Below are 25,564 nucleotides of genomic sequence, written 5' to 3'. Positions count from 1 at the left end.
CACAAGGCCCTGGTCCTCATCGGGTTCCCCGACGGGCCGGGTATTGCCTGGGTGCTGTCCATCATCGGTCTGACGATCGTGGTGCGGCTGCTCATCATGCCGCTGTTCGTCAAGCAGATCCGCGCCTCGCGCGGGATGCAGCTCCTCCAGCCCGAGCTGCAGGCCCTTCAGGCCAAGTACAAGGGCAAGAAGGACCCCGAGTCGCGCCAGCGCATGAACGAAGAGATGATGGCGCTCTATCGCAAGCACGGGACCAACCCCTTGGCCTCCTGCCTGCCGATCCTGGTGCAGATGCCCGTCTTCTTCGCCCTGTTCCGCGTGCTGGCCTCCCTGGGGGCCGTCGCCGGTGGCACCTATGGGCGTCCCTCGATCGGTCCGCTCACGCAGCAGCTGGCCGAGCAGGTCCAGGCCTCCAGCGTCCTGGGAGCCAGCCTGTCCTCCTCCTTCATGAGCAGCTCCGACACGCAGGTCAAGATCGTCACGGTCGCCATGATCATCATCATGTCGGTGACGCAGTGGTACACCATGGCGCAGCTGTCGATGAAGAACATGTCGACGGAGTCCCTCAACTCCGACAACCCCATGATCCGTTCCCAGCGGATGATGCTGTACGTGATGCCGGTGATCTTCGCCGTCTCCGGCGTCAACTTCCAGATCGGTGTGCTCGTCTACTGGGTCGTCTCCAACCTGTGGACCATGGGCCAGCAGTTCTTCACCATCCGCAACATGCCCGCTCCCGGAAGCGAGGCCGAGAAGAAGTACCGTGCCCGCATCAATGCCAAGCGGGCCCGCAAGGGACTGCCCTCCCTGGAGGAGGAGGAACGAGCTGAGGCGATCGCTAAGGCCGAGGCTGAGGGGCGCACCGGAGGCCAGCGGGTGCAGCCGGTGCGCAAGAACCGACAGAAGAAGTCAGGCGGTCAGAGCGAGTCCCGCAACGAGGCCGTCGCCCAGGACTCCGATGTCGAGCAGCTGAAGGACGCCGATGAGGACAAGGGCTCGACATCGTCCAAGAGTGGTGGCCTCAGCGATGAGGAGATCGCTCGACGTCGTTATGAGCGCCGAGCCCGTCAGCGTCGCGAGGCGGCGGCCCGACGCAAGGCCCAGGCCAAGAAGAAGCACAACCGCTGACACGTGTTCAGCGGCTGGACAACCCGGTTCCCATGACAGATACGGATGACATGATGAGTGAGCAGCACAGTTCCCACCAGACAGCTGAGGACGCCGTGAGTAGCCCCGTGAGCAACACTGTCTCGCGTCTCGAGGAGGAGGGTGAGATCGGCGCCGACTACCTCGAGGAGCTTCTCGACATCGCCGACCTGGGCGGTGACATCGACATCGACATCGACCACGGACGCGCCTCCATCGCCGTGGTCGCCTCCGAGGAGGGTGACGAGCGCGAGCTCGCCGACCTCGTTGGACGCGACGGGGAGGTTCTCGAGGCCGTTCAGGAGCTGACCCGCCTCGCGGTCCAGGCACGCACCGGCAACCGCTCCCGGCTCATGCTCGACATCAACGGCTACCGCGCGGACCGACGTACCGAGCTGACCAAGGTCGCCCAGGAGGCGGTCACCAAGGTCCTCACCTCGGGAGAGGCCGTCAGTCTTGAGCCGATGAACCCCTTTGAGCGCAAGGTGTGCCACGACGTCGTCGCCGCCGCCGGGCTGGTCTCCGAGTCCGAGGGCGCTGAGCCGCACCGGTACGTCGTGGTCCTGCCCGCCGATGAGGAGGGCGTTGACGAGGACGAGGGCGCCGAGGACGCGGCTGACGACTCCGCTTCGGAGCAGGCCTGAGCATGAGCGAGGAGCAGCGGGCCCAGGTGGAGGAGCCGACGGCGGAGATGCGGGAGATCTTCGGGGTCTCCTTCTCCGCAGCGGAGCACTTCGCGCAGATGCTCGCTGAGGAGGGTGAGCTGCGTGGTCTCGTGGGGCCGCGTGAGCTTCCCCGCCTGTGGACCCGGCACATCGTCAACTCGGCTGCCGTGGTCCCCTTCCTGCCGGCCCGGGGAAGCGTGGCCGACGTGGGTTCCGGGGCCGGTTTTCCCGGCATCGTCGTCGCGTTGCTGCGCCCCGACCTCGACGTGACGCTTATTGAGACGATGGAGCGGCGCACCCAGTGGCTCTCCGACGTCGTCGAGGAGCTGGACCTGGACAATGTGACCATCCGGCGGGCCCGGGCCGAGGAGGTCAAGGACCGCTATGACGTGGTGACGGCTCGCGCGGTGGCGAACCTGTCCAAGCTCGTGCGGTTGACGGCGCCGTTGCTCCGACCAGGGGGCGCCCTCCTGGCCCTTAAGGGCATGCGGGCACAAGATGAGGTCGACGACGCCAAGTATGTCATTAAAAAGGCAAAGTTATCAGTCGCTGTTGTTCATGAGGTTGTCACTGCCGGCGAGGAAACGACGGCTGTGGTTGAGATTCGCCGCCCGAAGAACCGTTGAGATACGGCGCGCGTTCGGTGTAACGCGTAAGGATCGACCTGCTCGCGTAGACTCGTAACTGCCCGACTGGCTCGGGCTGTTGGGTCACCGTCCGAGGAGAAGCAGGTTTGTCCGGATCGTCTATCTTCGATCAGCTCCAGGCCGAGCACCTCGCGTTAGACGAGGTAGCGGGTGGAGAGTTCCCACATCCTGAGCGGACTCGTGTCATCGCAGTCGCCAATCAGAAAGGCGGCGTCGGAAAGACGTCGACCGCGGTGAATCTTGCAGCGGCTTTAGCTGAAGGCGGGTTACACGTCCTGCTCATCGATGCCGACTCTCAAGGTAATGCCTCCACTGCACTGGGGGTGGAGCATGATGAGGACAGTGCCTCGATCTACGACGTCCTCGTTGACTCCATGCCGATCAAGGATGTCGTCGCTAAGACGCGATTCTGCGAGTCCCTGTGGTGCGTACCCGCGACTATTGACGTGGCTGCGGTTGAGATTGAGCTCATCTCCACCGCTGAGCGTGAGTCACGTCTGCGGCGTGCGCTGGTGGACTACCTGGTTTCACGTGAAACCGACGGTCTGGAGCCCCTTGACTACGTCATCATCGATTGCCCGCCGAGCCTCGGCATTATGACGATCAACGCCTTCGTCGCTGCTGACGAGGTTCTCATCCCGATGCAGGCCGAGTACTACGCTCTTGAAGGCCTCGCCCTGCTGACGCGCTCCATTGACCGGATCGCGCGCATTCACAATCCGGGGCTGGGAGTCTCCATGATTGTGCTCACCATGTTTGACGGACGCACCACCCTTGCCCGTGAGGTGGAGTCCGAAGTTCGTTCCTATTTCCCTGATGCGACGCTGGACACTAAGGTGCCGCGTTCCATCCGTGTTGCCGAGGCCCCCTCCTTCGGTGCTCCTGTGGTGTTCTGGGATCCCCGGTCCACCGGCGCAATTGCGTACAAGAAAATGGCTCGTGAGGTCGCTCTGCGGGGCGCTCCCCGAATTGAAGGCGAGGAAGCCTGATGGCTCAGAAACGGCGCGGACTCGGACGGGGTCTGCAGGCGCTGATTCCGGAGGCGCAGAAAGAGAAAGTACCTGCTGCGTCTCGTCCTTCCGATGTGTTCTTCCCCGATTCGCGCAAGGACGAGTCACGTGATGATGATGCGGCCTCCCATGCCAAGCATGTCGCGGAGGAGCCTGAGTCGGCTTCCGAGGCGCGCAGTACTCGCGATCTGACCGCCACTCTCCTGGCTCCGTCTCAGCGGAAGCGTGGCTCCAAGAGCCGCTCGATTCGTTCGACGACTGCCTCCAAGACCGCCGCGCAGGGCAAGCGGACGAAGTCGGTTTCACGTGAAACCACGCCTGATTCAACGACTGCAGCTGGGGTGACGGAGAAGAAGTCCACAAAGAAGTCGTCCACTGCTGCTTCCACGAAGCGGACGTCGTCGGCCGCACCGAAGCGAGCGTCGTCGGCCGCACCGAAGCGAGCGACCGCGAAGGCGACGAAGACAGTGTCCGCTGCGGTGGAGAAGTCTTCGCATGAGGCCTCCCCGGTGGAGGATGTCCAGGACGAGACTGCTTCGACGTCGGTTCCTCAGCCGGAAGAATCAACGCCGGTGGTTCCCGATGTTTCACGTGAAACAGAGGAGGAGCAGGCTGTGGCTGCTGATCACGGCGACTCCGGATCTGAGAAAGAGCAGACTGAGGAGAACCTGTCGGCGGCGTCATCTGACGCTCGAACTGAGGCGCCCAACGTGACCGACGCCGAGGAAAAGACAGCGGATACGGACGCTGCTGACCTCGTTCCCGTCCCGGGCGCCCGTTTCGCTGAGATTCCGGTGGAGCTGATCCACCCGAATCCCCGTCAGCCTCGGCAGGTCTTCGACGAGGACGATATCGCCGAACTGGCGGCCTCGATTGCAGAAGTGGGTCTGCTGCAGCCGATCGTGGTGCGCCAGGTGCCGACCGCTCCGGGAGAGGAGCCTCGGTATGAGCTCATTATGGGTGAGCGTCGTCTTCGCGCTTCCAAGGAAGCCGGAATGGAGACCATTCCGGCGGTCGTCCGGGATACCGAAGACGTGGATCTGCTGCGTGACGCTCTGCTGGAGAACCTGCACCGCGTCCAGCTCAACCCCTTGGAAGAGGCCGCGGCCTACCAGCAGCTGTTGGAGGATTTTCAGTGCACCCACGCGGAGCTCTCCGAGCGAATTGCCCGGTCACGTTCCCAGATCTCCAACACGTTGCGCCTCATGAAACTGCCGCCGCTGGTGCAGCGTAGGCTCGCGGCGAATGTCATTTCGGCAGGACATGCCCGCGCGCTTCTGGGTCTCCCCAACGCGGCGGAGATGGAGCGACTCGCTCAGCGCGTGGTGGCTGAGGGCCTCTCGGTGCGTGCCACAGAGGAACTCGTGGCGCTTCATGAGGAACCTGAGCCGGGATCAGATCAGCCGAAGGTCTTGCGCGCTCGCAGTACCCCTCTCCCGGCGCTCTCAACACGCCTTTCCGATGCCTTTGACACTTGCGTGAAGGTGACACGTGGAGCGAAGAAGGGGCGTATCACCATTGAGTTCGCGGGCGATGAGGACCTTGCTCGCCTGGTTGACGCGCTGGCGCCGGGGACGTCTCTTGATGAGGAGTAACCTGCTCTGATCGTGCGATTCACAGTGGGGCCGAGACACTCAGTGTCTCGGCCTCACCGGTGTCTCTACCGAAATGGGGTGGGTACTCGGCCGAGCGCTACGGGTGCCCACACCGTGTTTCACGTGAAACACGGCCGCGCTCTTTGGTTGTCCCATGATGCGTGATGAACTGAAAGGTGTCGCGAGTGGTAGTTGAAATGGGGTAGCTCAGGTTTCACGTGAAACACGTGGATACGGGGCTGCACGTCATTGCTGAGGCACGCGGACGACGGAGAACGGTCTACGGCGCTGAGGAGGGAATGTTGTGCGCGTCATGACTTCTGGGTGCTTCGAGTGCCGTGACATCTGAGACGCTGGTTGGGGCGTTGTCTGGGACTGTCGTGAAGTACGCACGAGCCCTGACCAGTGCGTCCCTCACTTCGCGGAGCGGGTTGGCCCCAGGGAGGCGGTTCGGTGACGGCGTGGACCCTTGACCTCGGGCCGGTGCTCGGGAGCTGGAGAGGCCAAGCAGAGGAAAGCGGCCGGACCCAGGTTGAGAACGCCTGGCCTCGCCTCCGTGACCCCACAGGGTCGATCAGGTACATGGCTCGGTGTCCGCAGCGCTGACCGTCACGGTTCCGCCGTCAAAGTGAGAAGGGAGCATCGTTGGAATGCGACCTTCGGTTTCACGTGAAACCTCCGGCCGCCTTTGGTTCGCGGCGTGGAAGTGGGGGTGATGTTGGCTCCATGAACGCCGATGCTTCGTCAGATGCTTTTGTTGGCTCACCTCGAGATAGTGAACAACCATCCCACGCTCCTACCCGAGCAGAGTCTCAGAAGTGAGGAGATCAGAAACAGACAGGCGCTGGGACTCCCGAGGTTTCACGTGAAACACGGAAAGTGGTTGTTGGGCCGCCGCGGAAACTGTGTCGTGTGACCGTAGTGAGGCGTAGCTGATGTTGGTCGACGTGCTTCCGAGGCGGTAATGGAGGAGCGCATAATGGAAGGAACAGAGCCCCAACGGTCCCGGAAGGCGTTGTACGGTGTCGGTCGGATGAGGCTATACGAATAGGCGCTCTTCAGAGTCGTTGCCAGGACGCTCAGAACCGACGTGGGATGTTGCATCCCTAGCCAGATACGGTCTCCGTACACCTCGGCAGCGCCTGAAGAACGGGGGCGTTGGGTCCTGAAATGCTGAGCACGCTGTCACGAGCGTACGCATCGTTGACAGCTGTGGCCCGTCGAGCCCGGCATCGACGGGAAGGATTGGAGATCCCCATAGTTTCACGTGAAACGGAGGGTGGAGATCCTTCCCCTCCTTCTGGGGTAGGGGTGACGTCGTGTGTGGGTATCGCTGACACTGTCGTGGGTAGACAGGTTGGTAGTCGGAGAACGCCTGCTTCTCGGCATGACCCACGATTGAGGAGGAGAACACAGCGCCGATGATTCCGGCTGCTACGAGCAGCGGATCAAAGAGCGCGAGGCGCCTCATGACAATAACCCGATGACTGCTGGTTTCACGTGAAACCAGAAGAGTGTCGATGGAGAGTGGATTTCGTTGAGGGTCTTCTAGTCGACGTGGCGCTCGTGCGTACGTATCGATGAGTGGCAGGCGGATAGCGCCTCAGCTCCTTCCCCGGGGGAGGCACTGATTCTCACTTCAGCGGTGAGGTGTGTTCGGGTCGCTCATGTTCTCTGTACTGCATCGGTTGGTGCCCGGAGCACGCCGTTGATACCGGCGTTCAGTATGGTGGCGCAGTGCTGCGACATGCGTGAGGTTACTGGGTACTCGCAGGCGTACTGGGCGTGCCAGGCGCCGACAAGGGGTGCACCGTGCCGACCTTTCCTGGCAGCGAAGGGCAGGGTGATGGTGGCGTTGCCGTGATGCCGACATCATGCTCGTAAGCAGGTTTCACGTGAAACCAATGTTGAAGCCTCTGGCGGGTAGGTTCCATAAGACTCTGCAGACGTAACCGAGAACTGATGCCATGGCTCTAAGTTGCTGGATGAGACGCGATGGCCTCTCCATCCCCGGAGGCAGGCACGTCATGTGCTGTAAGCAGGTGAGGGCCAACCGGATGTCGCTGCAGTGTGGCTGCTGGAGACCTCCCGGTGAGTACGTCGTGCCCGATGGGATGGAAGACGTCTTGCCGCAGAAGAGCGTGGTAGACGCATCGGCTTTGGCCAGGACGGACAGAGTGCTGCGCGTTGGATAAGCTCGGTGAATCCGATAGCGACAACATGCACCGCCGGACTGACGTGGGCAACATGGTGAGCACTTCCGGGGCTGAGGGCCAGTTTCACGTGAAACCAGAAGAGAACTGGCTGAGGCCTGCACTCGTTCATCGTCTTTCGATAGATATCATGCCAATGTGTACATGGTTGACTGCGCGCGAGCGATAGCCAGCATATCGGCCTCTTCCCCGGGGGAGAACGCCGGCTCTCTCCCCGGCAACGTGGATGTCGGAATACCTCCTGTTCTCAGCGTGGGTGGTGCGGCGAGCATCGTCCGTCGGTGTGGAGGCCAACAGCGGACCGCTGGGTTCCTCCGGCCAAACTGGGCACGTTTCATGAGCGATGCGCTCGTGCTGGAGAGGTTTCACGTGAAACCAGCAGCGAGTCGCCGAAGGACCGTTCTCGTACTGATTCGGTCGGTGGAAGTCACGTCAATGCGTCTGGGGTTCATAGTGGCTTGCGGGAACGGGATGCTCTGGCCCCTTCCCTGGGGGAGCTACCGGTCCTCTGTCGAGCGATGAATACGATGTGGGATCTCATGCACTCTCTGACGCGAAGGACAGAAGTCCGTAGTGCACCTGATCTCATGCGTTGAGTGTCGTCACTCGGCACGGAGCCGTGCAGTAAGTTGCTGGATTCCCGCATTCGGTTTGGGAATACGGCGCCTCCGCAGCGGCGCTTGAGGTTGACCGCGCGGACGGGGCAGCGCAATCCGATCGGTGCTGTTGCTATACCAACGCGATGGCTCGGAGTGTGTTTCACGTGAAACCGCGAGATGAACAGAGTAGGTGGTAGTCGGAGCGTTCCGCCGTGAGACGCCTGCGGTGAATGGCGCAGAAAGAACGAGGGCACAAGGGGTACCGCGGGCATGCCGATCGACCGGACGCGCGGGAGAGGCGGAGTGGACGCCGCAGATGCTAGTTGCCATCGTTGTTGAGCCATACACCAGGCTTCATGAATAGGTACAGGAAATGGCGGGCCCTTCGAAGCCCTTCCCCAACTGCTCAGGAAGGGAATCATCTTTGGTTCGACTGCCCGCTATCAGGGCAGGAGGGACAGAGGACGGCAATCGTCATCGATCAATAGCAACGCGCCGAGTCGGTACAGAGCATAGCGCTTGTGGGCAGACCGGGGATACGGCGGGCATAATGTGCGTTCCGTTCGAATCCGATTTGTGGTGACGGCGCCCGCAGACTCGGAGTACCCCAGCTCCGGGGAGGAGCGCTCCCATATGAGAACCGATGGGTGTCAGGCTGACCCGGTTCATACACGGATAGGCGCCGCTCTCCCGGTTGGCACCGGGTCCCCTCTCCCGTCATGAGGCCCACGTCCGTACGGTAGGAATCGAGTGAAGCTGTAGTCGACGGCAGGTTTCACGTGAAACAAAGAGATGCACTATCGGTCTTTGGTGAGTGGCAGCGCGTATCCCATTATCCGTGCGTCGACCTCGCCGGTGGCATTACCCAGTGCTGATAGTGAGGTCCGATTCGTGTCCGGCTCTCCTGAGCCCGCCCTCTCCTGTGTCCTCGCAGCAACCGCATGGACCTCGTCATCGGAATGCTGGCCACGTCAGAGGCGTCACCATGCTTCCGGACCTCCCCGGGTCGCTCAACCGCACACGACGAGATGGCGAATGGAAGAAGGGTGCGTGCCCAGTGAACGTGGCTGAGACACGCTGAATCGGCCAGTGGGTGCGGTCGACGCCTGGTTTCACGTGAAACATGAACGTGCTGCATTGAGTGTGTATGCTCCATCTCCCGATTGGCTGGCGCCCGTATATGCCCAATGAGTCCATACCTGTGACGCGGTGGGCATCATTGTTTCCCATGCGTCGAGCTCGAAGCAGATGAACAAGGGTGGCGGCGCCATGCGTTCGAAGCACGCCGCTCACCGAACGAAGGAACCGTAGAGTCCCTTCCATCGGCATGGGGCACGGAAAGCTCAGACGTAGGTTTCACGTGAAACACTGAGAATCCAGTGTGTCTCGATGCTCCGTCTTCCGAGCGCGATGCCAACACAGATCGTTCTGGTGGGGTATCGAGGCAAGTCCGAGTGACCCCAACCCCTGCCCTGTTCCGAAAGCGGCATGCCTCGACGACCCTGCGGCACACGTTCCCCACCAGGGCGATGACGCACCCACACCGCATCTGGTTTCACGTGAAACCGCACGCCCTCCGGTTACTCGTGATGGAGCGTTGTTGAGAAGAAGGTGCTGATGGTGATGTCAGTTCAACGGCCCTGCGGAACGCCGACCGAAAACAACGGTGGCTCCACTCGACATGAGTGGAGCCACCGTTTCACGTGAAACCGAGCCGACGTTACGGATGAACCAGCGGGTTTCGCACCAACGCGTCATACAGCTCTTCCAAGGAGCCCTCCGTATTGGCGGCAATGGGCAGCAGGGACGTCTCCGTCATTCCGGGAATGACGTTGACGTCGATGAACCACGGCGTTCCTTCGTCATCGAGAATGAGGTCGGTGCGCGAAAGATTGCCCAGCCCGAGAGTGGTGTGAACCGTGACAGCCGTGGTCTTCACCTTCTCGATGACCGCCTCATCCAGTCGAGCCGGAACGAAGTACTCTGAGCGGCCCGGGTTGTATCGCGCATCAAAGTCGTACCGCCCATCGGTGACGACCTCAACGGGGGGAAGCGCACGTGGCCCCTCTCCTGTGTCGACGACGGAGACCGCCAGCTCCGTCCCCGGGACGTACCGCTCGATGAGGGCACGCTCGTCGTAGGCGAAGCACGCCACCATCGCGGAACGCAGCTCGTCCGCCGTCGATGCGTAGGAGACACCAAGGCCGGAGCCTCCCTGATGCGGCTTCACCACCACCGGCAGTCCCAAATGACCCGCCACGACGGTGAGAACCTCCTGGGCCCCCAGCTGACTGAAATAGGAGTGTGGAAGCGTTAACGAGTCAGGAGTAATCACTCCTCCGGTGCGAACACTCGCCTTGGCGGTCGGTTTGAATGAGGCCCGCTGGCAGCCGTCAGAGTGCGTGCCGACATACGGCAGTCCCAGGGAGATGAGGACATTCTGAAGCCCCCCGTCCTCCCCGGGGCCGCCGTGAACCAAGGGCCACACGACGTCGGGCCCGAAGGTCTTGAGCGATCCGATGGTGCGTGCGTCGATGTCCAGGACGAGGACGGTGTGCCCGAGGTGCTTGAGCACCTGGGCGACACGATGCCCCGAGCGCAGGGAGATGTCGCGCTCATGGCTCAATCCGCCGGCGAGGACAGCGATACGTAGTGGAGACTGGTTCATCGTCAACCTCAGATCTGGTCGGGTGCGGGCGCGTGAACGCCCTCGGATGGATGGGGGCTGTGGGTGGGCCCGAACAGGTTCAGCAGCTCAAGATCGCGGGTCACGACGCCGGAGAGCCTGCGCACTCCCTCACGGATCTCGGTGGGCTCGGGGTAGCAGAAGGACAGTCGCAGGTGGTCCTGGCCTGCCCTGCCGCCGGCGTAGAAGGCCGTCCCGGAGACGTAGGCGACCAGGCTGGTGACAGCGCGCGGCAGCATGTCCTTGGCGTCGAGGCCCTCGGGAAGCCGTACCCACACGTAGAAGCCGCCGTCGGGCACGTTCCAGTGGCACATGGGCAGGAACTCCTCCAGTGCCGAGACCATGGCGTCCCGCCGTTCCTGGTACATGGCCCGGAAGTCCACGATCTGCCGCTTCCAGTCGAACTGCTCCAGGTACATGGAGATCGAGAACTGACCCACCGACGACGGGCACAGGATCGCCGCCTCGGAGGCCAGCTTCATCTTCTCCCGCACGGCCGGCGGGGCCACCGCCCAGCCCACGCGGTATCCCGGAGCGAAGATCTTGGAGAAGGAGCCCAGGTAGACGACGTCGTCGGGTGCGAGGGTCTTGAGCGCGGTGTAGGTCTGCCCCTCGAAGCCCAGAAGACCGTAGGGATTGTCCTCCACGATGAGGATGTGGTGGCGTCGGCAGATTTCAATGACCTGTCCACGGCGCTCCTCGGCGAGGGTCACTCCGGCCGGGTTGTGGAAGTTGGGGAGGCAGTAGAAGAACTTGATACGGCGCCCCTCTCGCGTGAGACGGACGATCGTCTCCTCCAAAGCCTGTGGGATGACGCCCCCGGCATCAATGGGCACCTGCTGCACGTCGGCCTGGTATGTCGCGAAGATCGACAGCGAGCCGACGTAGGTGGGCGCCTCGGTCAGGACGACGTCACCGGGGTCGACGAAGAGCTCGGTGACGATGTCGACGGCCTGCTGAGAGCCGGTGGTGACGATGACGTCCTCCGGGTCGGCTCTGATGTCCTCCAGGGCCATGACCTCGGTGATCTGCTCGCGCAGCCGCGGCAGTCCCTGACCGTTTCCGTACTGCAGCGCCTGGCCGCCGTCCTTGCGGATCATCCGCGCGGTGGCCTCGGCCAGGCGCTCCAGCGGGAGGTCCTTGAGGTTGGGCATTCCACCGGCCAGGGAGACGACCTCGGGACGGGAGGCGACGGCGAACAGGGACCGCGTCTCCGAGGCACGCAGACCGTGGGCTCGTGCCGCGTAGCTGTCCAGCCACGGGTCAAGTCGGTTGCCCTTCACCTGGTTACTGCTCTCACTCACCTGCGGTCCTTCCTTGGTCGCCACTGATGTGTCCGTGGACCTAAGTCTGCCACGGACACAGCGGTGCTCAGCAGCCGGAGCGAGCAGGAGTAAACCGCGGTGTTTCACGTGAAACACGCTCGTCGGCTCGTCGTCGGGACGGCGTGTGGGCCTGACAAGGACGCGCCGCGCATCGTGGGCACGATGCGCGGCGCGGTAAGGGTCAGAACCCTCGCGGGTCGTTGGTCATCAGCTCAGGGCACGCTCCTCGATCAGGGCGCGCAAGGGGGCCTCCTCATTGTCGATCGTCTCGACCTTCTGGGGCCGGGCGAGCAGATCAGCGACGACGTCGGGAGTCTCCGGCTCGCTCCCGAGTGCCTCGGCCACTGTCTGCGGGAACTTCGCGGCCTTGGCGGTCTCCATGACGAGCGTGGGGAAACCGGGCTCCATGATGCGCAGAGCGACCGTGATGCCGTCGGCCGTGTGCGGGTCGATGAGCCGGCCGGAGCGCTCCTTGACGGTGCGGATGGCCTCCAGCCGGTCGGCGTGCGAGGACGTGCCTGCCACGAAGTCGAACTCCTCGCGCATGCGCGGGAGCTGATCGCGCAGGTCGAGCACGCCGGTGGTCTCCAGCTCCGCCCAGCGCTGCACGAAGACCTCGGGGCCCAGCAGCGCCCAGATGAAGCGCTCCAGGTTGGAGGCCTTCGAGATGTCCATCGACGGGCTGGAGGTGGCCAGGGTGTCCTGTGCCGAACGGGGTCGGTAGATGCCGGTGGTGAAGAACTCCTCGAGCACGTTGTTCTCGTTGGTGGCCAGCATGAGACGACGGATCGGTACCCCCATGGACCGGGCCAGGAAGCCGGCGTAGATGTTGCCGAAGTTGCCCGAGGGCACGCACACATCGACCCGGTAGCCGGCGCGGCGCCCCTCCTCCACCGCGTCGGTGACCCGCAGCCAGGACCACACGTAGTAGACGGCCTGCGCGGCGATCCTGCCGATGTTGATGGAGTTGACGGCGCCCAGGTGATGGGCGGCCTTGAATCCCGCGTCGTTGCTCAGCGCCTTGACCAGCGCCTGGCAGTTGTCGAAGACACCGCGCACCGCGATGTTGTGGATGTTGGCGTCCTGCAGCGTGTACATCTGGGCACGCTGCACCGGGCTCATGCGGCCGGCCGGCGAGAGCATGAAGACGCTGACGCCCTCCTGCCCCCTGAAGGCGTGCTCGGCCGCCGAACCGGTGTCTCCGGAGGTGGCGCCCAGGATGTTGAGAACCTGGCCGTGCCCGGCCAGGACATAGGGAATCGCCTGCCCCAGGAACTGCATGGCCAGGTCCTTGAAGGCCATTGTCGGTCCCTCGGACAGGCCCACGAGGGTCAGGCCGTCGGCGACGTCGTCGAGCCCGGTGACAGGGACGACCGGCTGTGGGAACCGCTGCGGGCCATAGGCGGCCTGGGTCAGCTCGGCGAGGTCCTCCCGGGGAATGTCGGTGGCGAACAGGCCGATGACTTCCGTGGCCAGGTCGGCGTAGCCCAAGGGCCTCCAGGCCTCGATCTGCTCGGGGCTCAGGACGGGCAGACGGCTCGGTACCGCCAGGCCGCCGTCGGGCGCCAGGCCCGCCAGAAGGACGTCCGTGAACCCGGCTGCCGCCATCTGGCCACGGGTGGAGATGTACTGGGTGTGCTGCATGTGCCGCCTTCTTGCCGTGTCGCATGACCTGGTGCCGCGTGCGAATCCGGTGCGATTCTACGGGGCCGTGACCGCGGGTGACAGGTGCGGTGTCAGATACGGCGTCAGCTGAGGTGACAGCCCGCCCGACGGCGGAACCAGACATCAGACAACCGGCGGGATAGCGTATTGGCCTCACCGAGCCGCCCCTCGCAGGCGGCTCGGTGAGGCCAATACGTGAGAATGAGAAGAGTGGGTGAAGCCCCGGGCTCAGGCCAGGACCTTCTCCACCTCGGCCTTGAAGGAGGCCTTCGGGCGCGAGCCGGCGAACTGGTGGAAGACCTCGCCGTCGCGCACCACCGCGAAGGTCGGGATGGAACGCACGCCGTAGGAGCGGGCCGTGGCCGGATTGGCGTCCACATCGACCTTGACGAACTTGACCTTGTCACCGAAGTCAGCGGCGACCTCGTCCACGATCGGCGCCATCTGGCGGCAGGGGCCGCACCACTGGGCCCAGAAGTCGACGACGACGGGCACCTCGGACTTGAGGACCTCCTCCTCGAAGGTGGCGTCGGTGACGGCGAGAGCCTCGGACATGATTGTTCTCCTCGAACGTTGTGGGTGGGTGAGTCAGGATGGACGGGGCCGGCGATGCGACGTCGGCGGAGCCGGCCCCGCCCTGCGCTGAATGCAGAGAGCCGGCCCTCAGGCCTGAAGCGTGGTCAGGTACTGCTCGGCGTCCAGGGCCGCGCGGCAGCCGGAACCGGCCGCCGTAATCGCCTGCTGGTAGGTGGGGTCGGCGACGTCACCACAGGCGAAGACCCCGGGGATGCGGGTGCGCTGAGAAGGCGCTTCGACCTTGATGTAGCCGGCCTCGTCGAGCTCGAGGACGTCGGCGACCAGCTCGCTGCGCGGCACCTGTCCGATGGCGACGAACAGACCCGTGGCCTTAAGCCGGCGGTGCTCCCCGGTGACGGTGTCCTCCAGGGTGACACCGGTCAGCGAGTCCTCGCCGTGAAGCTCGACGACTCGCGAGTTCCAGGCGAAGGAGATCTTCGGGTCCTCATGGGCGCGCTTGGCCATGACAGCCGAGGCGCGCAGTTCGTCGCGGCGGTGGACCACCGTCACGGAACGGGCGAAGCGGGTCAGGAAGGTGGCCTCCTCCATGGCCGAGTCCCCACCACCGACGACGACGATGTCCTGATCCTTGAAGAAGAACCCGTCGCAGGTGGCGCAGTAGGACACACCGTGGCCGGAGAGGCGCTCCTCTCCGTCGATACCCAGGTGCCGGTACTCCGAGCCGGTGGAGATGATGACCGTGCGGGCCTCGTAGACGTCGTCAGAGGTGGTGATGCGCTTGACATCGCCCTCCAGCTCGAGGGCGGTGACGTCCTCGTAGCGGATGTCGGCGCCGAAGCGTTCGGCCTGCTCCTGCATCTGGGTCATGAGCTCAGGACCCATGATGCCCTCGACGAAGCCGGGGTAGTTCTCCACCTCGGTGGTGTTCATCAGGGCACCGCCGGCAGTCACCGAACCGGCCAGGATGACCGGATTGAGCTGGGCGCGGGCCGCGTAGATGGCGGCTGTGTAGCCGGCGGGACCGGAGCCGACGATGACGACGTCGTGAATCATGACTCTCCTGACGAGCGGATGGGGCCGCAGTGCGCGACTGCCTAAGGTAACTGGTGATCAATACGGTCTGTTCCCAGGGAAGGTCTTATTTAATTGTGATCTCAGTCACTGTTGCCTTGTAGGGGTACTCGCCGGGCTCACTGTTCTTGGGCAGCTGGGTCACCCTGATGACGAGGGTGTCGACCTCCTGGGGGTTGTCGACCTTGAGGGTGGTGCTCCCCGAGGTGAAGGGACCCTGGGCGAGGACCGTACCGCCGCCCGCGTTGCTGAGGTCCGTGGCGCGGACCTCAACCTGCCCGCCCTCGTTGGTTCCCTGCAAGTCGATCTCAGAGACCTTGGCGCGGTTCTTGAGCTTGATCTCGATGTCGATTGGCTGGCTCAGGTCCTGGCTGCTGCTGTTGTGAGAGAACCAGGGGCGGCTCGTGTCCCCGTCAGCGAGGTACTGCTGGTTGTTGGCCGCCTGCGAGCTCGGGTTGTTGACCACGTTCACGCCCGCGATCTCCGGCTTGGCCGCGGTCGGCTGGGGCGCGGCGGGCTGCTGGCTGCCCCCACCGCCGTTCTCCTGGGCACTGGCCGACGGGACGGTGTCAGCGGCCGCGCGGTCCTTGTCTGCGAAGGGGATGCCGATCGTCTGGTACACGATGTAGCTGGCCACCACGAGCAAGGCGATGACCATGAGAACGAAGGTGATCAGGACCGACCTGGTCGTGCGCTGCTCACGGCGCGCGGCCTCGGGGTCGATCTCCTCGTCCTCGTCGTCATCGAAGGCCGGGAAGCTGCCGGTGAAGGGCTCGACCGGGACTGGTGCCGGCCCGGGAACGGTCTCGGAGGCAGTCGACAGGACATTGGGGATCGGGTTCGCCGGCCCGGTGACCTGGACGTAGGCGTCGTCGGCGGGCTGCTCCTGCGCAGTCGCCGACTCGGGCTGCTGCGGATCAGGGGCCTGCGTGGCCGGCGTTGCGGTAACGGAGGCCGCCTCAATGACGGAGGTCTGCTCGGCAGGTGCATCGGAGGTGGCGGGCATGGACGGTGCCGGCTCCGGTTGAACCGGTGAGGGTGCCATCTGCCCTGCCGGCGCGCTGACCGTGGTGCTCTTGCCCGCACCGCTGCGCCGCAGCCTGTCCAGGACTCCGCGCGCCGCGTTGGCGACGCCGGCTCCCGCGGCACTGACGGCGGCCGTCGCACCCGCGGCTGCGCTGCCGCTGCCACCGGTGGCGCCGCTGTTCGACGAGGGGTGCTGGGACGAGGGGCGTTGTGTTGGTCCGGACTCGTGGTAGCCGGCCACCTGGCCCCACGTGCCCAGTGAGCGTGCCACCTCAGCTGCGGAGATAGGGGGCTGGCTGCTCCAGGTGCGTTCGCACAGCTCGTCCAGGATCGGATCGATTCCCGGCACGAGCGTGGAGGGCTTGACCGGGACACCGCCCAGTCGAGGTGCGGAGGGAATACCGGGGCGCTTGCCCGGCCACCGGCCGGTCAGACCGTAGTAGAGGATCTCCACCAGGGAGCGGGCATCGGCGCGGTCGGCGGCTGTGGGGTCATGGCCGGCGACTCGGCTCTCCAGGTCGAGGGCGGCGGCCTCAATCCCCAGACCGCTGACCTTCACCCTTCCGTCGGGAAGAACGCGGATGGACTCCGGGGACAGGTTGAGGTGGTGCAGGCCCTTGCGAGCACCGGCGTCGAGCGCCTGCGCGGTCTCACCGATGATGGCGCGCGCCTGCTCCGGGGGCATGCCCCGGGAGACCAGGGAGGAGAAGGTGCGTCCAGTCAGCGGCTCGGTGACGATGACGGAGGGTTCGGCGCGTTCGACGTCGTAGACCTGCTGGAGGCGCTGGTCCTCGACCAGCACCGCCCTGCTGGCCGACTCCAGGACGTTGTCGCGATGAAGCGTCGCGTCGGTGAGAACCAGGATCGTGACGTCTCGATCCAGGATCGTGTCGACGCCACGGTGTCTGACAATGCGCGGCAAAGTGGTGGACAGCGTTCCCAGGAGCCCGTAGCGGCCACTGCCGATCGGCGTCGCCTCCGACATACGTCTCCTTCCTTGAGATGGTTGTCCATCTGAACCAGTTGACCCCATCGTAACTGTCTGCGGGCTCCAGACCGGGGTGATGTGGCCCGTGTGGGCAGAGCTGTGTGACGGGTGGAGGGCGGAGCGCCCTGTGGCCACCCGGGAAGGGGGAATACTGGGCGGCAGTGACGGCGGGATACTCCCGGGAGCGTTGGCCGGGGCGTGCCCCGGGGTGTGCCAGTGGTGGGAGGAGCCGGCTGCGGCACCTGTGCTCGGGGGCGGTGGCGCGGCCGCGGCCTGCGAGGCTGCCGGTGGCGGCGGTGCGAGCCGGTGACCGGGCTGCCTGTTATAGGTGCGGCCCGCCACGGGCTGAGACGGGTGGCCACCCGCGTACTGAGACCCCATTTGACCCGGCTGTCCCCAGGAGTGGGGATGCGCCTGCGCCGGTGGCGGCGGTGCGGGCGCAACCGCCTGGGTGCCGCCGGAGGTGTAGCCAACAGCACCGTGCGCCGTCGCCCCCGTTGAAGCACTGGAGGGGCCTGAAACCGCCTGAGCCGGTGGCGGCGGTGGCGGTGGCGGAGGCGTCTGGACGGCGGCCATCTGAGCAGTCGCCTGGGTCTGCGGCTGCGGCGGTGACAACCAGGCCGCCGCCGCCAGGACCGCTCGCCCGGGGGCGCCGGGCAGACGACGACCGAGCGTGGACAGGATCCGCGAGAAGGGCCGGAAGGCGACCGTGATCTCCTCGATCCTGATGACGCGTCCCATCAGCAGGTAGATGAGCGACATGATGGTGGCGACGACGGCGATGTGTCCGAGGGCCGCGGTCATGTTGGCCAGGGAGGAGTCGGCGTCGATGTCACCGAGCATCGCATTGAGCAGGATCCCGACGACGACCGCGGGCGCCGCCGCCATGATGAGACGCAGGTGGGTGGTGACGATCTTGCGGCCGTCGAGGCTGGGCAGGTGGGAGCGCATCATGGGGATGACCACCACGCAGCCCCCGATCTGGCTGATCGTGTTGGCCGCGCCCGCCCAGGTCATCCAGTGGTTGGCCGGGGCGACGAAGTAGGCCAGGACGCACAGGATCACGGGGATGACGCCGACGACGACGTCGGCCAGCAGCAGCCGCTTGGTATCGGAGTAGGCCAGCATCACCCGCTGAGTCCCGAACCAGATCCCCTGCGGGACGATGCCCAGTGCCAGGGCGATGAGCATGGGGGCGCTGGCCTGGGCCTCGGGCAGGGTGATCGAGGGGGTGAAGAGCTGCAGGGCCGGGACGGCCAGGACGCAGATCCCTGCGGTGGCCAGCACCGTGAAGACACCCGCCGAGCGCAGCCCCAGGGAGAGGTCCTCGCGCACGCCGGCGGCGTCCCCGGCCGCGGCCTTCTCACTCATCCGGGTGAACAGGGCCGTGATGATGGAGGTGACCACGAGGGACTGGGGCAGCATGTACACCAGGTAGGCGTTGAGCCACATGGTCGTGGAGGGCACGATGACATTCGCGTACTCGGGCTGCTCAGAGGCCGTGACCGCGTAGGAGCCCAGGTTGGAGGTGATCCAGTTGCTCAGGCTGGCCACGCCCACCCCGGCCAGCGCCCACAGGGCCACCTTGACGGTCTTGCCCAGCCCCAGGCCCCGCACCCCGAAGATGATGCGCGGCCGGAACCCGGAGCGCACCAGGGGGATATAGAGGATCAGCGCCTGAACCGCGATGCCCAGGGTCGTCGTCGCCCCGATGAGAGTGATCCGCCTCCAGTCCCAGACCTCTGCTCCTTGACCGGTGGTGTAGCGACCGTAGAGATGGAGGTAGAGCAGGATCGAGGCGATCGAGATGATGTTGTTGAGCACCGGCGACCACATGTAGGGCCCGAAGCTCGAGCGGGCGTTGAGCACCTGCCCCCACAGGGCGTACAGGCCGTAGAAGAAGACCTGCGGCATGAACCAGAACGCAAAGGCGAAGGACAGCGTGCGCCACTGCCCCTGGGCCAAGGAGTTGGCGTTGAGGGTGAAGATGAGGGGCGCGGCCGCGGTCGCGATGCAGGTGACCGCCAGCATGAGCGTGGCCGCGGCGGTCAAGAGACGGTTGACGACCTCCTGGCCGTTGCGTCGTCGGAGGGCCTGAACGATCTGCGGCACCAGGATCGCGTTGAGGATCCCGCCGATCATCATGTTGTACAGGTAGGTGGGCAGGTTGTTGGCCGTGTTGAAGGCGTCCGCGGCCCCCGAGCCGGTGGCGCCCAGCGCCATGACGATCAGGGCGTTGCGCACCATGCCCAGGATGCGGGAGACCAGGGTCCCCGAGGCCATGATGGCCGAGGAGCGCGCCAGGGAGGCCTGGCTGCGCCCCTGGGAGAGGAAGCGCCGGGCTCGTGCGTGCTTGATCATGCTCATGCCGTCTCCTGTGCAGCCGGGGCCACTGCGGTGCGGCGGCCTCGTCGTACTGTCCTCACCGTACCGATCACCACGATGGAGACCAGGACCCCGACGATGATGCCGGTGCCGCGTCCCTCCCAGTCGGCGCGCACTCGCATGTTGACGGTGGTGGGGGTGCCCACGGTGGTGCCGTCGGCGGCGAGCACCTGCACCGTCAGGGTGACGTCGCCCGAGCCGACGGCCTGGATCGGCACCGTGACCTTGGCCTGCTGGTGGGCCGGGACCCGCACGGTGGTGGTGCGCGGGACCCGGAGGCGCTTGTTGTTCGAGACCAGGTAGACCTGGACCGTGACGTCCTGGGCCAGGGAGGAGGTGATGCGCACAGGCAGCTGTGCCTCGGAGCTGATGAGATTGATGGTCGACGACGGCACCGCGGCCAGCGAGGAGGTGACGCCGGCGCCGGCCGCATCGGCAGCCGGAACCTGGGCGTTGCGGGTTGTGGGGTCGGCCCGCCAGGATGCTGAGGAGACCACCGCCTCCAGGTCGGTGTAGTCGCCCAGCAGCGCGGCCGGCTCGGAGAGCACTGAGGAGATCGACTGCAGGGTCGTGGCTGTACGGCCGGCGGCGGCGAGGGTGTCGGCGGACAGCTCGTCGTCGTCGATCACCGTGTCCGGTGTCTCGGAACGTTCGATCCGCGAGGTGCCCTCGTTCACGGCCGCGACCTCGTGCTGGGCGCTCTCCTGGAGGGCGCCCAGGGTCTGGGACTGGGTCCAGGGGACGGAGCGCAGGGCGGACACCCGCTCCCGCACGACCGATGACTGCACGGCGGAGGCGGCCTGGCGGGGCATCGCCACGACGATGTCCCGCTCCAGCATCGGGGCCTGGCGGACCAGGATGGCACTGTCCCCGCGCAGCAGCTGGCGGGTGTCGAGTGCGGAGGCCTGGGTGCTCTGGGTGGTCGGGTCGCCCTGATCGGAGGCAGTGGGGTTGGCGTCCTGGCCGGTGAGCGCCCCCGACAGGGACTGCTCCGGGATCAGGACCGCGTGGTTCCCGGAGGCGCCCAGACCGGAGGGGGTGTAGGTGAGCTCGTCGGACGGAGGTAAGGACTCCGGTGAGGCGATGATGGTCGAATCCGGCTGCGCCAGCGCATTGACCGTGGTGGCGTCCGCGACGCTGGAGGCCAACCAGGACACCGACGTCGGGGCCCCCGCCTTGACGATGGCTGACTCCTGGGTGCGCCGTGCGGCGGTCTCGATGAGGCTCATCTGCTGCAGGTGCGCCAGGGCCGCGGTATCGGAGTCGCCCCACGGCAGAGCCACCAGGCTGTCGGAGTGGATGGCCCGCGCGAGAGCCGCGGAGAGCTGAATGACCTCGTTGGAGACCTGCGGGGCCTTGCCCGACGGTGAGGCGGTGGCGTTGCCCCCCGTCTGCGGGGACGGGGTGGCGCCCGCCGAGGGGGCCGTCGTCGACGGAGCAGTCGGGGGCGACGACGCGGAGGAGTCGGTGCTCTGGGGCGCCTGAGGGGAGGCATCCGGCGTGGAGGGCTGGGAGCTGTTGTTGCGGGCGGCCTGCTCGAGACTGGCCGTGGTGACACCGAGGGCCTCGACCAGTGCCGGGTCGACGGCGGCGATGACGCCGTCGCCGGCCATGCTCACCAGGCCGAGGACCCGGTTGTGGATACGACTGAGGGCCTCCGTGCGCTCCCGGGTGCGTGGGCCCGACAGCACCGCCATCTCCTGAGCGGAAGCGGTGACCGGCAGGAAGACGGTCATGCGCATCGGTGCGACGGAGGCACCGCTGTCCCACACGAGGATGCTGCGGTCCTGGGCCAGGGAGACGTCCTGGGTCGCCAGGGCGACGGAGACGCCGCGCGGCCCCCACTGGTCAGTGCTGTTCAGCGGCAGCTCATCGGCGGGGACGGTGATGGAGAACTGGGAGACGCCCCCCGGCTGGAGATCATGACCCAGGGGGACCGTGAACGGGTCTGACAGTCCCGACTCATCGGTCCCGGTCAGCCACTTGCTCAGGCCCCGGCTCGTGGACTCCGTGGATCGCTGCACCCGGGTCACCAGGTCCGCCCCGGTGATGGTCTGAGTGGTTCCGTTGGTGATGGTGCCGGTCAGGTTGAGGTCCTGGTCGCTGCGGAGCACCTCGGGGGCCAGGGCGTCGATGCTCACGGTCACCTGGTTGGTGGTCTTCTCGCTCGCTGCCGCTGGGGCCGTGGAGGGGGCCGACACCGAGGTCGACACCGTGGACGGCTTCGCCGAAGCCGCCGGGGCGGCAGGTGCTACCTCAGCGGAGAGCCCGGCGGACTGCGCGAGCGGGGGCGCGCCGGAGCCCTGGTCCGCCTCGGCCGTGGGCAGAGCGGCCACCGGCCACATCACCAGGCCGACCACACCCAGCAGCGCGGCAATGGTCACCATCGCCCTGCTCCGCAGTCGGGAGCCCAGCGTGGTGACCACCTTCGCGTACAGACAGGTGGTGCCCGTCATCCATCCCCCACCAGCATGTCCCAGGCCGCGGCCACAATACGGCGCTCGTTGGGGTAGGCCAGGCGGTGGGAGACGTCGTCAAGGGCGACCCACTCGACGTCCTCGGCCTCATGGTCCGGGTCGTTCTCCGTGGTCAGCGTGCCGCTGACCGCCTCCAGCAGGAAATGGTGCACCACCTTGTGGACGCGGTGCTCGTGGCCGGCGAACCAGTAGTCGATGGTCGCCAGGTGGCGAAGAACCCGACCGGTGATCCCGGTCTCCTCCATGATCTCGCGGACCGCGGCCTGCTCGGGGGTCTCCGTGCCCTCCAGGTGCCCCTTGGGCAGGCACCATTCCAGCCGTCCGCCCCGGTTGCGCCGGGCGATGACCGCGGTGAAGGCCTGCCCGTTCTGAACGTCGACGACTAGGCCGCCGGCACTGGTCTCGTTGACGATCGGTAGGGCGCGCGCACCCGCCCGGCGGGCCGGGTTTCCGGCGCGGGGCGTGCGAGTGCGTGGAGAGGGCATGGGGACACTCTAGGGCGTTCGAGCCGCCGGGCGCCGCTGGCCGAGTACGTCGTCGCACACAACTGCGCCATCCGCGGACGAACGTGAGGGTGGCGGCGGTCGGTGGCGGCCGTGACCGCTGCGTGGGATGGTCCTCACCACAGGGTGGCTGAGGCCGAGGACGACGGCGCGCCGGTGAGGGTTCATGGCAGGCTTGGGCCGATGACTGCGCACCCCGCTCCTGCTGAACCCGCCGACTCCCCGGATGCCGCCGAGAACCGGGGCCTGACACCCACGGCCCGTCAGGCACTCGAGGGTCTGCCCCCCGCCCTGGCGGCCCTGGGGCACGCCTTCGTGCGCGCCGGGCACGAGATCGCCCTGGTCGGCGGGCCGGTGCGGGACGCCTTCCTCGGCGTCGCCCCCCACGACCTGGACCTGACCACCTCGGCCCGCCCCGAGCAGACCGAGAAGATCCTGGCCGCCTGGGGCGAGACCACCTGGGACGTGGGCCGGGCCTTCGGCACCATCGGCGCGCGCAAGGGTTCCACCATCGTGGAGGTCACCACCTACCGCACCGAGGCCTACGAGGTCGGCTCGCGCAAGCCCCAGGTCACCTACGGTGACACCCTCACCGGGGACCTCACCCGCCGCGACTTCACCGTCAACGCCATGGCGCTGCGCCTGCCCGACCTCGAGCTCGTCGACCCCTGCGGAGGCCTGGCCGACCTGGCCGCCGGCGTCCTGCGCACCCCCGTCAGTGCTGAGCAGTCCTTCGACGACGACCCCCTGCGCATCATGCGGGCCGCCCGCTTCGCCGCCCAGCTCGGCTTCGACGTCGAGATGGACGTCATGACCGCCATGGAGGAGATGGCCCCCCGCCTGGAGATCGTCTCCGCCGAGCGCGTGCGCGCCGAGCTCGAGCGCCTGCTCACCAGTCCCTGGCCCCGGCGCGGACTGGAGCTGATGGTCCACACCGGCGTGGCCGACGTCGTCCTGCCCGAGCTGAGCGCCCTGCGTGAGACCGTCGACGAGCACAAGCGCCACAAGGACGTCTACGAGCACACCCTGACCGTCCTGGACCAGGCCATCGACCTGGAGACCGGCCCCGACGGACCCGTCCCCGGCCCCGACCTGGTGCTGCGCCTGGCCGCGATCTTCCACGACGTCGGCAAGCCCGCCACCCGCCGCTTCCTGCCCGACGGCACCGTCACCTTCCACGGACACGACCACGTCGGCGCCCGGATGACGGCCAAGCGCCTTAGGGCCCTGCGCTTCGACAAGCAGACCATCAAGGACGTCTCCCGGCTGGTCGAGCTCCACCTGCGCTTCCACGGCTACGTCGACGCCGCCTGGTCGGACTCGGCCGTGCGCCGCTACGCCACCGACGCCGGTCCCCTGCTGGAGCGCCTTCACCGGCTCACCCGGGCCGACGTCACCACCCGCAACCGCCGCAAGGCCGCCATGCTGGACCGCGCCTACGACGACCTCGAGGAACGCATCGAGGCCCTGCGTGCCGCCGAGGAGCTGGCCGCCATCCGCCCCGACCTCGACGGCGGCCAGATCATGGCCGAGCTCGGCGTGGCCCCCGGGCCGGTCGTCGGCGAGGCCTACCGTTTCCTCATGGACCTGCGCATGGAGAAGGGGCCCATCGGCGAGGACCTGGCCCGCCAGGCACTGCGCTCCTGGTGGGCGGCCCGCCAGAAGAGCTGAGGGAGACAGAGTGCTTGAAGCATCAAGGCAGCTGCGGGTCGGTGTCGTCGGCATCGGGGCCCGCTGCTACCTGGCCGCGCTCGCGGACTCCTCACCGGTTCCGGCCCGGCTCGTCGCCGCGGCCGACACCGCCCCCGACGCGGCCGCGCGCGCCCAGCGGCTCCTGCCCGAGGGCGTGGCGGTCGCGGCCGACCACCGCGACCTGCTGGGGCACGGGATCGACGCCGTCGTCCTGACCACCCCCGACGACACGCACGAGGAGCTGGCCCGCTTCTTCCTTGAGGCCGGTATCCCGGTCTACCTGGAGAAGCCCCTGGCCATCACCATCGAGGCCGCCGACCGCATCCTGGAGGTGGCCCGACGCACCGGCACCCGCCTCTACGTGGGCCACAACATGCGCCACATGGAGGTGGTGCGGCTGCTGAAGTCGATCATCGACTCCGGGCGGATCGGCGAGGTCAAGGCCATCTGGTGCCGCCACTTCGTGGGCAACGGCGGCGACTACTACTTCCGCGACTGGCACGCCGAGCGCCGCCACGTCACCGGCCTGCTGCTGCAAAAGGCCGCCCACGACATCGACGTCATGAGCTGGCTGGCTCACTCCGCACCGGCCCGCGTCGTCGGCATGGGTGGGCTCATGGTCTACGGGGAGGCCGAGCGGCGCCCGGCCGGGACGAGCGCCGGCACCGTCATGCAGGACTGGTTCAGCCTCGAGCACTGGCCCGCCGACGAGGTGGGCGGGCTCAACCCCGTCATCGACGTCGAGGACCACTCCATGCTCATGATGACCATGCGCAACGGGGTCATGGCCTCCTACCAGCAGTGCCACTTCACCCCCGACTACTGGCGCAGCTACACGGTCATCGGCACCCGCGGCCGGGCCGAGAACCTCGGTGACGGGGCCGGCGACGTCGTCAAGGTGTGGACGAAGCGCACCGAGCACTACGCCGAGCGCGCCACCCAGGAGTACGTCATCGCTGAGGAGGGCACCGGGCACGACAGCGCCGACCAACTCGCCATCGACGAGTTCCTGCGCTTCGTGCGCGACGGCGGGGCCACCGAGGTCTCCCCGGTCAGTGCGCGCGACGCCGTCGCAGCCGGCGTGCTGGCCACCCGGTCCCTGCGTTCGGGCTCCGTGCCCTTCGACGTGCCCGAGCTCGACGCGGAGCTGGCGGACTACTTCCACCGTGGGCAGCACAATCCTCACTGATCGACGGAAATCTCATCAACGACGCGGCTCCGCGTCATCTTTGAAGAAAATGTCGGTCTGTACGGTCGGTAGCACGTACAGTGCGAGCCGGGCGGTGCCGGTGCCTTAAGGGGGACCCGACCCGCGGGCAGGACAGGCCGGAGCC

The 25,564-nt window shown here is 66.4% G+C and carries 15 protein-coding genes; 7 read left to right on the top strand and 8 right to left on the bottom strand.

Going from position 1 to position 25,564, the window contains the following annotated elements; all coding sequences use genetic code 11:
- The 5 genes from yidC to HMPREF2883_RS02850 all read left to right on the top strand — a co-directional run.
- Positions 1 to 1,128 (top strand): membrane protein insertase YidC (gene yidC, locus HMPREF2883_RS02870; protein WP_141759012.1); only part of this gene is annotated, 1,128 nt, incomplete at its 5' end.
- A gap of 50 nt (positions 1,129 to 1,178) precedes the next feature.
- The gene (locus HMPREF2883_RS02865) at positions 1,179 to 1,790 is read left to right on the top strand and encodes a Jag family protein (RefSeq protein ID WP_070658895.1); all 612 of its coding nucleotides are present in this window, start codon (positions 1,179 to 1,181) and stop codon (positions 1,788 to 1,790) included.
- Positions 1,791 to 1,792: 2 nt separating this feature from the next.
- Positions 1,793 to 2,437, top strand: coding sequence for a 16S rRNA (guanine(527)-N(7))-methyltransferase RsmG (rsmG, locus tag HMPREF2883_RS02860; RefSeq protein WP_070658894.1), 645 nt, complete (start codon positions 1,793 to 1,795; stop codon positions 2,435 to 2,437).
- Between the two features lie 107 nt (positions 2,438 to 2,544).
- Entirely contained in the window at positions 2,545 to 3,447 is a 903-nt protein-coding gene (locus tag HMPREF2883_RS02855) for a ParA family protein (protein WP_070658893.1), read from the top strand.
- Positions 3,447 to 5,063, top strand: a complete 1,617-nt coding sequence (locus tag HMPREF2883_RS02850; protein ID WP_070658892.1) for a ParB/RepB/Spo0J family partition protein — start codon at positions 3,447 to 3,449, stop codon at positions 5,061 to 5,063. Before HMPREF2883_RS02855 ends, HMPREF2883_RS02850 begins: the two co-directional genes overlap by 1 nt.
- 4,532 nt (positions 5,064 to 9,595) lie before the next feature.
- Here the strand turns inward: HMPREF2883_RS02850 and HMPREF2883_RS02845 are convergent.
- The 8 genes from HMPREF2883_RS02845 to HMPREF2883_RS02810 all read right to left on the bottom strand — a co-directional run bounded on the left by HMPREF2883_RS02845 (position 9,596) and on the right by HMPREF2883_RS02810 (position 22,520).
- A complete protein-coding gene (locus HMPREF2883_RS02845; RefSeq protein ID WP_070658891.1) occupies positions 9,596 to 10,543 on the bottom strand; it encodes a D-alanine--D-alanine ligase family protein in 948 nt (315 codons plus the stop codon).
- 8 nt (positions 10,544 to 10,551) lie between these two features.
- Positions 10,552 to 11,865, bottom strand: a complete 1,314-nt coding sequence (locus tag HMPREF2883_RS02840; protein ID WP_070658890.1) for an aminotransferase-like domain-containing protein — start codon at positions 11,863 to 11,865, stop codon at positions 10,552 to 10,554.
- A 228-nt stretch (positions 11,866 to 12,093) separates the two neighbouring features.
- Entirely contained in the window at positions 12,094 to 13,530 is a 1,437-nt protein-coding gene (gene thrC / locus HMPREF2883_RS02835; RefSeq protein WP_070658889.1) for a threonine synthase, read from the bottom strand.
- A gap of 249 nt (positions 13,531 to 13,779) precedes the next feature.
- Complete coding sequence (gene trxA / locus HMPREF2883_RS02830) at positions 13,780 to 14,106, bottom strand: thioredoxin (RefSeq protein WP_070658888.1); 327 nt, start codon at positions 14,104 to 14,106, stop codon at positions 13,780 to 13,782.
- A gap of 108 nt (positions 14,107 to 14,214) precedes the next feature.
- Complete coding sequence (gene trxB, locus HMPREF2883_RS02825) at positions 14,215 to 15,141, bottom strand: thioredoxin-disulfide reductase (protein WP_070658887.1); 927 nt, start codon at positions 15,139 to 15,141, stop codon at positions 14,215 to 14,217.
- Between the two features lie 85 nt (positions 15,142 to 15,226).
- The gene (locus HMPREF2883_RS02820) at positions 15,227 to 19,540 is read right to left on the bottom strand and encodes a lipid II flippase MurJ (protein WP_070658886.1); all 4,314 of its coding nucleotides are present in this window, start codon (positions 19,538 to 19,540) and stop codon (positions 15,227 to 15,229) included.
- Complete coding sequence (locus HMPREF2883_RS02815) at positions 19,537 to 22,014, bottom strand: DUF6049 family protein (RefSeq protein WP_070658885.1); 2,478 nt, start codon at positions 22,012 to 22,014, stop codon at positions 19,537 to 19,539. The genes HMPREF2883_RS02820 and HMPREF2883_RS02815 overlap by 4 nt, the downstream gene beginning before the upstream one ends.
- Positions 22,011 to 22,520 carry an NUDIX hydrolase gene (locus HMPREF2883_RS02810; protein ID WP_070658884.1) on the bottom strand — a complete coding sequence of 170 codons (510 nt, stop codon included), beginning with the start codon at positions 22,518 to 22,520 and terminating at the stop codon, positions 22,011 to 22,013. Before HMPREF2883_RS02810 ends, HMPREF2883_RS02815 begins: the two co-directional genes overlap by 4 nt.
- A 201-nt stretch (positions 22,521 to 22,721) precedes the next feature.
- On the opposite strand from HMPREF2883_RS02810, the gene HMPREF2883_RS02805 reads away from it, so the two are divergent.
- A complete protein-coding gene (locus tag HMPREF2883_RS02805) occupies positions 22,722 to 24,209 on the top strand; it encodes a CCA tRNA nucleotidyltransferase (RefSeq protein WP_070658883.1) in 1,488 nt (495 codons plus the stop codon).
- Positions 24,210 to 24,219: 10 nt separating this feature from the next.
- On the top strand, positions 24,220 to 25,419 hold the full coding sequence (locus HMPREF2883_RS02800) for a Gfo/Idh/MocA family protein (RefSeq protein ID WP_075371196.1): 1,200 nt from the start codon (positions 24,220 to 24,222) through the stop codon (positions 25,417 to 25,419).
- Positions 25,420 to 25,564: the final 145 nt, after the last annotated feature.

Origin of the sequence: Actinomyces sp. HMSC075C01, from assembly GCF_001812965.1 — a bacterium.
Classification (GTDB): Bacteria; Actinomycetota; Actinomycetes; order Actinomycetales; family Actinomycetaceae; genus Actinomyces; species Actinomyces acetigenes.
This window is presented reverse-complemented; position numbering and strand designations above follow the sequence as displayed.

What these genes read in the sequence shown, in the direction of transcription:
- HMPREF2883_RS02865 (WP_070658895.1), top strand. Translation starts at nt 1,179, where the DNA reads ATGATGAGTGAGCAGCACAGTTCCCACCAGACAGCTGAGGACGCCGTG.
- rsmG (WP_070658894.1), top strand. Translation starts at nt 1,793, where the DNA reads ATGAGCGAGGAGCAGCGGGCCCAGGTGGAGGAGCCGACGGCGGAGATG.
- HMPREF2883_RS02850 (WP_070658892.1), top strand. Translation starts at nt 3,447, where the DNA reads ATGGCTCAGAAACGGCGCGGACTCGGACGGGGTCTGCAGGCGCTGATT.
- HMPREF2883_RS02845 (WP_070658891.1), bottom strand. Translation starts at nt 10,543, where the DNA reads ATGAACCAGTCTCCACTACGTATCGCTGTCCTCGCCGGCGGATTGAGC.
- thrC (WP_070658889.1), bottom strand. Translation starts at nt 13,530, where the DNA reads ATGCAGCACACCCAGTACATCTCCACCCGTGGCCAGATGGCGGCAGCC.
- trxA (WP_070658888.1), bottom strand. Translation starts at nt 14,106, where the DNA reads ATGTCCGAGGCTCTCGCCGTCACCGACGCCACCTTCGAGGAGGAGGTC.
- trxB (WP_070658887.1), bottom strand. Translation starts at nt 15,141, where the DNA reads ATGATTCACGACGTCGTCATCGTCGGCTCCGGTCCCGCCGGCTACACA.
- HMPREF2883_RS02820 (WP_070658886.1), bottom strand. Translation starts at nt 19,540, where the DNA reads ATGAGCATGATCAAGCACGCACGAGCCCGGCGCTTCCTCTCCCAGGGG.
- HMPREF2883_RS02815 (WP_070658885.1), bottom strand. Translation starts at nt 22,014, where the DNA reads ATGACGGGCACCACCTGTCTGTACGCGAAGGTGGTCACCACGCTGGGC.
- HMPREF2883_RS02810 (WP_070658884.1), bottom strand. Translation starts at nt 22,520, where the DNA reads ATGCCCTCTCCACGCACTCGCACGCCCCGCGCCGGAAACCCGGCCCGC.
- HMPREF2883_RS02805 (WP_070658883.1), top strand. Translation starts at nt 22,722, where the DNA reads ATGACTGCGCACCCCGCTCCTGCTGAACCCGCCGACTCCCCGGATGCC.